The organism is Synechococcus sp. WC101 (assembly GCF_047461555.1).
In the GTDB taxonomy this organism is placed as follows: domain Bacteria; phylum Cyanobacteriota; class Cyanobacteriia; order Thermostichales; family Thermostichaceae; genus Thermostichus.
Window position 1 is genome coordinate 1 of sequence record NZ_JANSHG010000091.1, and the last position, 10,311, is coordinate 10,311.

13 protein-coding genes and 1 pseudogene are annotated in these 10,311 nt (G+C 59.6%); 8 read left to right on the plus strand and 6 right to left on the minus strand.

What is annotated here, in order from left to right; genetic code table 11:
• From NW809_RS07615 to NW809_RS07625, 3 genes and pseudogenes are all read right to left on the minus strand, one after another.
• Positions 1-240: pseudogene (locus NW809_RS07615) on the minus strand (NAD(P)H-quinone oxidoreductase subunit F); the annotation flags it as partial.
• Positions 241-592: 352 nt separating this feature from the next.
• Positions 593-700: a photosystem II reaction center protein PsbM gene (gene psbM, locus NW809_RS07620; protein ID WP_011429539.1), complete on the minus strand. Its 108-nt coding sequence runs from the start codon at positions 698-700 to the stop codon at positions 593-595.
• Between the two features lie 80 nt (positions 701-780).
• Entirely contained in the window at positions 781-1,077 is a 297-nt protein-coding gene (locus tag NW809_RS07625; RefSeq protein WP_011429540.1) for a 2Fe-2S iron-sulfur cluster-binding protein, read from the minus strand.
• 362 nt (positions 1,078-1,439) lie between these two features.
• On the opposite strand from NW809_RS07625, the gene psbB reads away from it, so the two are divergent.
• The 3 genes from psbB to NW809_RS07640 all read left to right on the plus strand — a co-directional run bounded on the left by psbB (position 1,440) and on the right by NW809_RS07640 (position 3,989).
• The gene (psbB, locus tag NW809_RS07630) at positions 1,440-2,972 is read left to right on the plus strand and encodes a photosystem II chlorophyll-binding protein CP47 (RefSeq protein WP_099812394.1); all 1,533 of its coding nucleotides are present in this window, start codon (positions 1,440-1,442) and stop codon (positions 2,970-2,972) included.
• A gap of 113 nt (positions 2,973-3,085) precedes the next feature.
• Positions 3,086-3,184, plus strand: coding sequence for a photosystem II reaction center protein T (locus NW809_RS07635; RefSeq protein WP_011429542.1), 99 nt, complete (start codon positions 3,086-3,088; stop codon positions 3,182-3,184).
• A gap of 397 nt (positions 3,185-3,581) precedes the next feature.
• A complete protein-coding gene (locus tag NW809_RS07640) occupies positions 3,582-3,989 on the plus strand; it encodes a response regulator (protein WP_414401863.1) in 408 nt (135 codons plus the stop codon).
• Here NW809_RS07640 and purQ read toward each other — a convergent pair.
• Both purQ and purS read right to left on the minus strand, forming a co-directional pair.
• Entirely contained in the window at positions 3,986-4,663 is a 678-nt protein-coding gene (purQ, locus tag NW809_RS07645; protein ID WP_414401864.1) for a phosphoribosylformylglycinamidine synthase subunit PurQ, read from the minus strand. The two genes, NW809_RS07640 and purQ, sit on opposite strands and share 4 nt — an antisense overlap.
• Positions 4,664-4,715: 52 nt before the next feature.
• A complete protein-coding gene (gene purS, locus NW809_RS07650; RefSeq protein WP_414401865.1) occupies positions 4,716-4,973 on the minus strand; it encodes a phosphoribosylformylglycinamidine synthase subunit PurS in 258 nt (85 codons plus the stop codon).
• 59 nt (positions 4,974-5,032) lie between these two features.
• Here purS and NW809_RS07655 point away from each other — a divergent pair, with 59 nt between their 5' ends.
• Together NW809_RS07655 and NW809_RS07660 are read left to right on the plus strand one after the other, a co-directional pair.
• Entirely contained in the window at positions 5,033-5,806 is a 774-nt protein-coding gene (locus NW809_RS07655) for an ABC transporter permease (protein WP_011429546.1), read from the plus strand.
• A 46-nt stretch (positions 5,807-5,852) separates the two neighbouring features.
• Entirely contained in the window at positions 5,853-6,581 is a 729-nt protein-coding gene (locus tag NW809_RS07660; protein ID WP_414401866.1) for a 2-phosphosulfolactate phosphatase family protein, read from the plus strand.
• Here NW809_RS07660 and NW809_RS07665 read toward each other — a convergent pair.
• A complete protein-coding gene (locus NW809_RS07665) occupies positions 6,578-6,862 on the minus strand; it encodes a hypothetical protein (protein ID WP_414401867.1) in 285 nt (94 codons plus the stop codon). The genes NW809_RS07660 and NW809_RS07665 overlap by 4 nt on opposite strands.
• Before the next feature lie 228 nt (positions 6,863-7,090).
• Here NW809_RS07665 and argC point away from each other — a divergent pair, with 228 nt between their 5' ends.
• The 3 genes from argC to NW809_RS07680 all read left to right on the plus strand — a co-directional run.
• Positions 7,091-8,197: an N-acetyl-gamma-glutamyl-phosphate reductase gene (gene argC, locus NW809_RS07670; RefSeq protein WP_011429549.1), complete on the plus strand. Its 1,107-nt coding sequence runs from the start codon at positions 7,091-7,093 to the stop codon at positions 8,195-8,197.
• A gap of 38 nt (positions 8,198-8,235) precedes the next feature.
• Entirely contained in the window at positions 8,236-9,666 is a 1,431-nt protein-coding gene (locus tag NW809_RS07675) for a hypothetical protein (protein ID WP_414401868.1), read from the plus strand.
• A gap of 230 nt (positions 9,667-9,896) precedes the next feature.
• The coding region (locus tag NW809_RS07680; protein WP_414401869.1) for a tocopherol cyclase family protein at positions 9,897-10,311 on the plus strand (415 nt) is incomplete at its 3' end.

Below are 10,311 nucleotides of genomic sequence, written 5' to 3' on the forward strand. Positions count from 1 at the left end.
CAGATCCCCTACCTGCAGCCAGGGCAGCCGAATCACCTGCGCCGGCTGATCCCAAATCGCCACCAGCGCCCCCACACTGTGCAAGAACGCCACCAAGGTCAGCAGCGCATTTAGATAGCCCGCCGGTCGGGGGCCGGTGCGCCGGGTGATCCCAGGGGACCAAATCAACGCCCCCAGCCACGCCACTAGCGCATAGAGGGGAATTAACCACGCGGTTCTGACCAGCCCGTCCAAACTCATAATCCTCCTTACGGCCAGGAATCCCGCCTGACCCCATCGCCTACTGAGATCCTGTAAAAAATCTTAAGAGGCATCCTAGTGGCAAACTAGGATAGACAAAAATCAAGTTTTCCGATGAAGGCTATAGATTTCTAGCTAGGGAAGCGGAAACCTTCTCGCAGGCAACACAGACAGGCAGGAACCGTTGCCGGAGGGCTCCAGGTGGAGAGGGCCTCGGCCAAGGGACAGCTTGGCGCAAAAAGTAGAGGGATCCCCTTTTCCAGCGGGGATCCCCGTCGAGCTTTGGATGTCATCGTCGACTGTGAGCCTTGGTTCCTCAGCAGGAGGTAAGACTTGCCTTCATGGGCCTAGGTCAGCTCTCCGACTTGCTGGAAGTCTGCACGTACAAGATCACCAGGAAGATCGAGGGCACCAGAATAACCAAAATGGTGGCCAAAAGGCCCAGGTAGTTCGTCTCCATAGCTGCACACGCCGCAAACCCAACTGGCAGCTAGCATACCATTCTCAGGTACGCCTTGCCCAAAAGCGGCCAAGCCGGCTCTAGGGTTTCGTCTTCACCGCAACATCCCCCAATACCTTCGTCTGGCAGGCGAGACGATAGGTATCGGGCTTGCGCTTGAGCTTGCGGTTTTCCGCCTCAGTGCGGGGAGAGAGGTTCTCGGCTCCCTCGACGATCTCCACCACACAGGTGCCACACTGGCCGTTGCCGCCGCAGTTGAGCAGCTTGGCCATCATCTTGTAAAGGTCGATCTGGTTCTCCAGCGCCTTCAAGCGCAGGTTAGCGCCTTCCGCGACGACGATCTCTCTATTCTCGTTGACAAAGCGAATCGTTGCCATAATCTCGCCCGAAACCACGACACCTTTCAGATTGAGCCAGGAAAGCTCCAGGGTTTGCTAAGTATTGTTACACTTTAAATCATATTTTTAATCTTTGGCGAGAGATCTGGGAAGATGATGGCAGATAAGAGGGCATCCCGCCTGAAGCCGCTCAGGTCAGTTGCGTTTCGTTATACTGTTTGATGCCTGTGATGAAAATTCTGAGAGCGATGTCCTCACTGGGTGCGCTCTTGGGTTAGGTGGGTGCGGCACCCCTCGACACTGAAGAGACTGCTTAGGTAAGGATCCCAGGTGAAGATGTCGGCTTCAGTTTTTTGACTGGATATCGCGCAAGTGTTGGAGAACGTGGAGGATCGAGCTTTATGGGACTACCGTGGTACCGGGTCCACACCGTTGTATTAAATGACCCAGGTCGCCTGATCGCGGTACACCTGATGCACACTGCGCTGGTGGCAGGTTGGGCCGGATCGATGGCGCTGTATGAAACGGCTATTTTCGATCCATCGGATCCTGTCCTGAATCCGATGTGGCGTCAGGGCATGTTCGTCATGCCATTCATGGTGCGTCTGGGGGTGGTCAACTCCTGGGGCGGCTGGAATATCTACGGCGAGAGCGTGGCCAATCCCGGCTTCTGGACGTTTGAAGGGGTAGCCACTGCTCACATTGTTTTGTCTGGCTTGCTCTTTTTGGCCGCCTGCTGGCACTGGGTGTACTGGGATCTGGAGCTGTTCCGGGATCCCCGTACCGGCGAGCCGGCTTTGGACTTGCCGAAGATTTTTGGGATCCACCTGCTCTTGGCCGGGATCCTTTGTTTCGGCTTTGGGGCTTTTCACCTGACGGGGGTGTTTGGCCCAGGGATGTGGGTCAGCGACCCCTACGCGACGACAGGGCATGTGCAGCCGGTGGCGCCGGAGTGGGGGCCGGCAGGGTTTAACCCCTACAACGCTGGCGGGGTGGTGGCCCACCACATTGCCGCGGGCATCGTGGGCATCATTGCCGGCCTGTTTCACATTACAGTACGCCCACCCCAACGCCTCTACAAGGCTCTGCGCATGGGGAACATTGAGAGCGTGCTCTCCAGCTCGATTGCGGCCGTGTTTTTTGCCGGCTTTGTGGTGGCCGGGACGATGTGGTACGGCAGTGCCACCACTCCTGTGGAGCTGTTTGGCCCCACCCGCTACCAATGGGACTCCGGCTATTTCAACCAGGAAATTAACCGGCGCGTCAATGCCGCTATGGAGGCCGGGATGACCCGCAGCGAGGCCTACAATTCTCTCCCCAAGTCGCTGCTCTTCTACGATTACGTGGGTAACAGCCCGGCCAAGGGTGGTTTGTTCCGGGCTGGTCCGATGAACAAGGGAGACGGTATTGCTATCGAGTGGCTGGGCTACCCCGTCTTCCGGGACCGTGAAGGTCGGGAGCTGACGGTGCAACGCATGCCCAACTTCTTCGAGACGTTCCCCGTCATCCTGCGGGACGCCGATGGCGTGGTGCGGGCGGACATTCCCTTCCGGCGCGCCGAGTCACGCTACAGCTTTGAGCAGGTGGGCGTGACGGTGGAGTTCTACGGCGGCAAGCTGGACGGTCAGGTGTTCACTGACCCGCCAACGGTTAAAAAGTATGCCCGTATGGCTCAGTTGGGCCAGCTCTTCGAGTTCGACCGCGAAACGCCTAAGGCCGACGGCACTTTCCACACCAGCCCCCGCGGTTGGTTTACCTTCGCCCACGCGGTCTTTGCGCTGCTGTTCTTCTTCGGGCACATCTGGCACGGCGCCCGTACTCTCTTCCGGGATGTGTTCGCCGGTATTGACCCGAACATGAGCGAGGAAATGGTGGAATTCGGCGTCTTCCAGAAAGTGGGGGATCCCACCACGCGCAAGGTGCAAGAAGCGTAAGGCTTTCTCGCGGGATGACCGCCGGCACTCTGTTTCTCTGGGGAGAGGGGGTGCTGGCGGCTTTGAGCTAATCTGGAATCAAGCCCCCTTAGGATTCTGATTTGGAGGTTGGTATGGAAGCCATCACCTACACCTTTATTCTGTTTTTGACGCTGGGCCTTCTGTTTTTTGCCGTCGCCTTTCGCGAAACTCCTAGGATTCAGAAGAAGTAACCTGCGCCAGGGGCTGCTGTTGTCGGCTTGCTGAGAGTGTTGAGTGGGTTGAGGCGGCCAAAAGAGACGGCAGTTGTACCCCGTACAAGGCCGGAAAAATCCCCGGCCTTGTTTTTGTTTTGTTTTCAGAGGGCGCTCGGTTCCAGGCTGGTAGAGTATCCCCCAGGCAACCCAGCAAAGCTGTTTTCAAAACGGTAGCTGTCCTCTCCTGCTGGCAGAGGGGGTAGCTACTGGCGCTACTTTATTGAGCTTTATTGAGATTTGTTATCAGTATTTTGGAGGGGGAGCTCTTGTCCCACTGCTCGAATGGGATGGCTAGAATTGCTTCGGGATGGTTTCCAGAACTACGGGGATTGCTGCGGCTCGAGTTCGCAACCAAGTCAACTTCAGGTTAGCGATGGCAACAGTGCTGCTGGTGGAAGACGATCCAATTAACGCCCGCGTTTTCGACAAAGTGTTGCGGCGGCGAGGCGGGTTTGAGGTCTTTCACAGCCAGGATGTGGAGGAGATCCTACGGCTGGCGCAGGCGCACGAGGTGGACGTGATTTTGCTGGATGTCTCCCTTTCTCAAAGCACCTTTCGTGGCGAGGCCGTGGACGGGATCCGCATTGCCCAACTGCTGAAGGGGGATCCCCGCACCAGCTCCATTCCCATCCTCTTGGTAACGGCCCACGCCATGCTGGGCGACCGGGAGACTTTTTTGGCCCAGAGTGGGGCCGATGGCTACATTGCCAAGCCGGTGGTGGATCACGAGGAGATGGTGAACCAAGTGCGCCAGGTGTTGGCTCAGGCTCAGCAGGGCTAGCTGGCAAGGCTTTGCACAATCGACTGCCAAAAAGGGATCCCATCCTGCCCCGGCAAGTCGGGATCCGCCGCCCGCTCCGGGTGAGGCATCAGGCCGAGGATGCGACCGCTAGGGTCACAAATGCCGGCGATGTTGTCCACCGAGCCATTGGGCGCGACCGGAGCATAGCGAAAGACGATCTGCCCCCTGTCCTGCAACTGCTTGAGGGTATCGGCATCGCAGACGTAGCGGCCTTCCCCATGGGCGATGGGCAGGGTCAGGGTGGCTCCGCAAGGGTAAGCGCTGGTCCAGGGCAGGTCTTGCCGCTCCACGCGGATCCCTACCCGGTCGCAGATAAAGTGCAGGTTGGCGTTGCGCACCAGCGCCCCCGGCAGCAGACCGGCTTCTGTCAAGATCTGGAAGCCGTTGCAAATGCCCAGGACATAGCCCCCCCGCGCCCCATGCTCGGCCAGGGATCCCATCACTGGCGCAAAACGGGCCAGCGCCCCAGCTCGTAGATAATCCCCGTAGCTGAAGCCCCCTGGCAGCACCACCACATCCAGCCCCGATAAATCGGTTTCCCGGTGCCAGATGAGTCGCGTCGGGCAGCCCAAGAGGCCGCGGGTTACCCAGGCCACGTCGCGGTCACAATTGGAACCGGGGAAAACGACAATGCCAAACCTTACCTTGGCCATGGGGATCCCTTGCTGTGAAAACAAAAAGGTGGTGAGGGCTAGGCGTGAGCAATCAACTCTCTACAGGATCCACTTGGATTTGATAGGTCTCGATGACCGGATTGGCCAGCAGTTGCTCGCACAGCTCGTTCACCTGCTCTCGGGCAGTTTCGGCGTCAGGGGCCTCTAGCCGCAGTTGGATGTGTCTGCCAATGCGCACTCCCTGCACCTGGGTATGCCCTAACTGATGCAAGCTAGCCTGGAGAGCAGCCCCAGCAGGATCAAGTACCGAGGGGCGCAGGTGGATCTGAATCTGGGCCTGGAACTGCATAGAATAAAGCTGGACTTCTACAAGTGTATAGCTGGATGTCGCTTGCTTGAGGTCAGCTTATGGATGCGGCGCGCGTCGTGGCCATTGCCCAGAATGTTTTCCGGGAAACGATTCGGGATCGCGTTCTCTATCTGGTGATGGTGTTTGCGGTGGCCATGTTGGGAGCCATCGTTTTGATCCCCCAGGTAGCCAACCAGGCCCACAACAAGATCATTGCCGATCTGGGTCTGGCCGCTATCCACTTCCTGGCGCTGGTGGTGGCTATTTTCGTCGGCACCGGGCTGGTGAATAAAGAGATCGAGAGGCGCACGGTCTATGTGCTGATTGCCAAGCCCATGAGCCGGGCGGAGTTTATTGTCGGCAAGCATCTGGGCCTGTCGGCTTTGCTGTCGGTGCTGCTGGTCATAATGACGGCCGTCTTTTTGCTCAGCCTGCTGTTGGTGCAGGCCCCCATTTCCCCCTGGGCCATTCTCTGGGCAGTAGTTTTCACCTTTTTGGAACTGGTGCTGATTGTGGCGGCAGCGCTGCTGTTTGGGGTTTTTACCTCTCCAATTTTGGCCACCCTCTACACCATTGCCCTGTTCATTATGGGCCACGCCAGCCGCGCCCTGCTGCAGTTAAGCAAGCTGGTGGAAGACGCAGGTTTTGGCAAGGTGTTCGAGGTCATTTACTTGGTCTTGCCGGATCTGGAGCGCTTTAATCTAAGAGATGCTGCCGTTTACGGCCAAATTCCTCCGCCCACCCAGCTCCTTGGCGACGCGCTTTACGGTCTGATCTACACCGTTTTGCTGCTCATTTTGACGGTGCTGGTGTTTGCCCGGCGTGAGTTCTAATAAGCTCTCGTGGGGCTCTAGTTGAACCTTTTTTGCTCCCTCTCTCATGCAACTTTTCCACTTCCACACCCCTGAGCAAGTCCCTCCGGCAGGGATCCCAGCCTGCGCAGTGGCCATCGACGTGCTGCGGGCCACCACCACCATCGCCGCAGCTCTGGCGGCAGGGGCAGAGGCCGTTGAGGTGTTTGCCGACTTGCAGTCCTTGCAAGCGGCCAGCCGGAGCTGGCCGGCCTCCAAACGGCTCTTGGCCGGGGAGCGAGGCGGCAAAACGGTGACGGGATTTGACCTAGGCAACTCCCCCCGCGAGTACACCCCAGAGCGCGTGCGGGACCAGCGCATCTTCATGAGTACCACCAACGGCACCCGCACCCTGCAGCGCTTAGAAAGGATCCCGGTGGTGATCACGGCGGCCCTGGTGAACTTGGGAGCGGTAGTGGAGTTTCTCAGGCGAGGAGCTTTTGCCGAGGTGTGGCTGGTGGGATCCGGCTGGGAAGGGGCGTTTGCTTTGGAAGACACCGCCTGTGCCGGGGCAGTTCTGCATCGCCTGGGCTGCTCGTGGGAGCAGTTGGGCAACGACGAGGCAGTAGCCGCCCTGGCCCTCTACCAAACTTGGCAAGACAATCTCCTGGGCCTGTTGCGGCTCTCCAGCCATGGGCAGCGGCTACTGGCCATTAGCCCTGAAAGCGACAGGGACCTGGCCTATTGTGCGGAGTTGGATCGGCTCTCAGTGGTGCCCCGGCAGATTCAGCCCGGCGTTTTGGCCCTCGCCGGCTAGCTGGCCTGGGGTGTCTCGGCGGCAACAGCCAAAGCCTTCTGGTGCAGCCACTCCTGCCATTCTCCCGGGATCAGCTTGCTGTGAAACGCATCTCCGGAGACAAACACCTCCTGCTGGTTTTGGGCCAAAACAAAAATGGAGCGGCGGTCGAAATGAGAGGTGAGCTTGTAGAGGGTGTAGGGGCCTTCGGAGTAGAGGGTTAAAGTTTCCTGATCCAGGCCGTGGCGGCTGCTTTGGCCGTGGGCCCGTAAGATCATGTTGATCAGTTGCTCGTAGTACATACAACCTTCCCCAACGAGATAGGAGACCCCCCTGGGCAAGACTTTAACAACCAAGGCGGTTGCCAAGGCCCGGGCGGCTCGCGTGAGCCCAGCGTAACCAATCCCGCTCGGTGGCTAGGCAACACTGACCCCCATAGAGCAGGCGGGTTCAACCAATGCGGCGGCAAATGGGGTAAACAAATGCGATAAATAGTAAGGCAAGCCGTCAATTTTGTGCAGGCAGCCCCCATGGCCACTACGGCGCCTCGTTCTCTTCCTCCCACCGATCCCGTCCGTGTCGCCATTGTCGGGGCCTCCGGGTATGGAGGGGTGCAGTTAGCGCGGCTGCTCAGCGAACACCCCGGCGCGCAGATCACCTACCTGGCCGGTCAAGACAGCGCCGGCAAACGCTACGGGGATCTCTACCCTCACCTGGCCCAAGCGGTGGATTTGACCATCCAGCCGGTAGATGTGGAGGCCATTGCCGCCAGCAGCGACGTTGTCTTCCTCTCTCTGCCCAATGGCCTGGCAGCAGACTTGGCGCCGCCTTTGCTAGCCAAAGGGTGCAAAGTTCTAGATCTCTCGGCAGACTATCGCTTTCGCAACCTGGCCACCTACCAATCCTGGTATCGCCTGGGGCAGACGGATCCCAACTGGCCCAGCCCTGCCTATCGCCAGGCCAACGAGCAGGCGGTTTACGGGCTGCCAGAACTCTACCGGGAGGCCATCGCCCAAGCGCAACTGGTAGCCTGCCCCGGCTGCTACCCCACGGCCTCCCTGTTGGCGGTTGCCCCTCTGCTGCGGCAGGGGTTGGTGGAGCTGGACAGCCTGATTTTCGATGCCAAATCGGGCGTCTCGGGGGCGGGCCGCACCCCCAAGCTGGGATCCCTATTTGCCGAGGTGGACAGCTCGCTAGGCGCCTATGGCGTGGCCCAACACCGGCACACACCCGAGATCGAGCAGGCCTGCTCCGACCTCACCCACACCCCCATCACCGTGCAATTTACGCCCCACCTGGTGCCGATGGTGCGGGGCATCCACGTGACCTTGTACGCCAACCTGCGGGATCCCGGCCTTGTGGGCGAAGATCTCATCACCATTTACAACGCCTTCTATCGCCAATCCCCCTGGGTCAAGGTGCTGCCCCGCGGCGTTTACCCGCAAACCAAGTGGGTTGCCGGCACCAACACCTGCATGATTGGGGTGGAAGTGGATACCCGCACCAACCGGGTCATTGTCCTGTCGGTGATCGACAACCTGATGAAGGGACAAGCCGGGCAAGCGGTGCAATGCCTCAACCTAATGATGGGGTGGCCGGAAACCTTGGGCCTACCACAGCTCGCCTTTTACCCCTAGCTATAATGCCGGTAATGCCCCTGAGGCCAAGTTTGCCCATGCCTGAGTTCTTCTCCCCCAATCTCGATCCCAACGCTGCCCCACCTGCCGCACCGGCGAACTCTCCACCTTCTAGGGCCGGGGATCTGAACTGGGAGGAGCTGTGGCGGCAACTGGAGGCGGGCTGGCAGGAGCTGCCCCGACGCTCCGAAGAAACAGTGCAGCAGACCCTAGCTCGTTGGCAACTGGAGTGGGGCGGCTTGTGCCGCGAGGCGCGAGATCGGCTGCAGGCAACTCTAGACAAAGCCAGAGCCACAACCTCTCCAGAGCCCCTCCGGCGAGAGCTGCAAGCGCTTTTGCCTCTGCTCAACCCCTGCCAATGGGAGGTGGTCATCGGCTCTCTGGAACGGGCCGCCGACCGAGCCTGGGTGGCCAGCCTGCTGTATCACAGCCTGCAGGAGCCACCACACCCCGAAGCAGCCACCAACGGCATCCCTGCCTGGGCGGGGGCCTTGACCTCTGAGCAGCGCTCTACCTTGGAGGCGATGAGCCTGCGGGCCTATGGCAACAGCCGCCTACCTTTGGTGATGGACAAAAGCGGCGAGATCCAAGTGGAAGCCTCAGCCGCCCTCTTGGCCGCCCTTATTGCTGTCGAGATCGGCAGCGTGGGATCCGCAAGCGCCCTCTCTTTGCTGGGCACACCGGAGCTGCGCAAGCTCTTGAATGCCGAGGGCAAGCTGCGGCGCAGCGTCTTAAAACAGGGGCGAACTGCCCTCACAGAAGAGGAATGGCAAACTCTGCGCCAGTGGCTTGATCCCAAGGGATCCCCCCCCGACTGGTACCTCTCCCTCACCCAAGTGGGGATCCAAACCACCCAAGTGGGGGACTATCTGGCGCGGCGGCTGCGGGAGTTTTTCCAGAGCGAGTGGATCAAGCTGGCGATCCCGCCCCTGTACCACTTGGTTATCGACGCCGTGCGGCTGTTGACGGGAGAAGTGTTTCTCAGCGTGGGCACAACCCTAGAATCGGCTTTGGAGTCGGCAGAGGCGGGGCGACGCCTGGAGTTGCTGCTGCAAGCTTTGCCCCAGGCCCGGCACATTCCCAGTCCCGAGCGCATCCAAGCCGCCCTTCCCGCCGTTGTGGAGGCTGCTGAGACAACCCTCAGGCCGCTCTTGGCGCGCCAGTTGATGACGGTGGCCGACATCTTCGACCCGCCCATTCGCAACGAAAGCCTCAACGAATTGGGGCGGCAACTCAACCTCTGGAATCCCTTGCAGTTTTTGCTCACCTGGGGTACGTCTGGCTGGCTGGGCGCTCTGCTAGATGAGATCAAAAAATTGCAGCAAACCTACCCGGAAATGCCCTTGTGGGAGAGCTATCGGCAAGGGGTTGAGACGGCAGTGCAAGCGCCTCGAGTGATGGATCAGGCGGAAGCCTTGCGCCTTACCGCCAAGAGCTTGGATCCCAAGATAGAACCGTCGGACGACTAACCTAGCGCAGGCGTACCCTACCCCCTCAGCCGAAGTGCCCCCATCTGCGGGCGTATTCAGCATCGCATAGGGCACAAACTTAAGGCCGAAAAGTCCCAAAAAGTTGGACTTAAAATCTCAGCTTGGTTGATATCCTAAAAGCAGACAAACATAGAAACAATACAATTGCTCTTTTGGTAGCTATAGACTTTTTTCTATCTTCTGGCGATTCTCGAGGGAGTTGCTCTCCGGTGGCAGAGTGCTTTAAGCAAAACGGCTCAACGGACTGGGGATCCCTGCCCCATGGCGGCTATCACTGGGATGGCTGTGCCGAGCCGTTTTTCGAGGGCTGGTACAGCCGCGTCACCTTGCCCGGGGATCCGCCTATCAGCTTTGCCTTCATGTACGCCATCGACCCCAGGCGGGGAGGCATGGCGCAGGTGTTGGGGCCAGACGAGGAGCTGCATTGGCGCACCTTCCCCAATCCACAGCGCTTCTGGGCCAGTTGGCGGCACCTGGCCTTGGGGCACGCTGGCGGGCCAGGCGAGAGCTGGCGAGGGCTGCAGGAGCCCCTCACCTTCTTCCAACACACCGCCAGCGGCTACCAATACACCGCCCGCCTCAACCAGGGGATCCTGCCAGATCCTGTCAGAGGCGAGGCCATCC

Coding starts and splice junctions, on each gene's coding strand:
- NW809_RS07660 (WP_414401866.1), top strand. CDS start 5,853: ATGCAACTTTTCCACTTCCACACCCCTGAGCAAGTCCCTCCGGCAGGG.
- NW809_RS07625 (WP_011429540.1), bottom strand. CDS start 1,077: ATGGCAACGATTCGCTTTGTCAACGAGAATAGAGAGATCGTCGTCGCG.
- NW809_RS07655 (WP_011429546.1), top strand. CDS start 5,033: ATGGATGCGGCGCGCGTCGTGGCCATTGCCCAGAATGTTTTCCGGGAA.
- NW809_RS07675 (WP_414401868.1), top strand. CDS start 8,236: ATGCCTGAGTTCTTCTCCCCCAATCTCGATCCCAACGCTGCCCCACCT.
- purQ (WP_414401864.1), bottom strand. CDS start 4,663: ATGGCCAAGGTAAGGTTTGGCATTGTCGTTTTCCCCGGTTCCAATTGT.
- NW809_RS07665 (WP_414401867.1), bottom strand. CDS start 6,862: ATGTACTACGAGCAACTGATCAACATGATCTTACGGGCCCACGGCCAA.
- purS (WP_414401865.1), bottom strand. CDS start 4,973: ATGCAGTTCCAGGCCCAGATTCAGATCCACCTGCGCCCCTCGGTACTT.
- psbB (WP_099812394.1), top strand. CDS start 1,440: ATGGGACTACCGTGGTACCGGGTCCACACCGTTGTATTAAATGACCCA.
- NW809_RS07640 (WP_414401863.1), top strand. CDS start 3,582: ATGGCAACAGTGCTGCTGGTGGAAGACGATCCAATTAACGCCCGCGTT.
- argC (WP_011429549.1), top strand. CDS start 7,091: ATGGCCACTACGGCGCCTCGTTCTCTTCCTCCCACCGATCCCGTCCGT.
- psbM (WP_011429539.1), bottom strand. CDS start 700: ATGGAGACGAACTACCTGGGCCTTTTGGCCACCATTTTGGTTATTCTG.
- NW809_RS07635 (WP_011429542.1), top strand. CDS start 3,086: ATGGAAGCCATCACCTACACCTTTATTCTGTTTTTGACGCTGGGCCTT.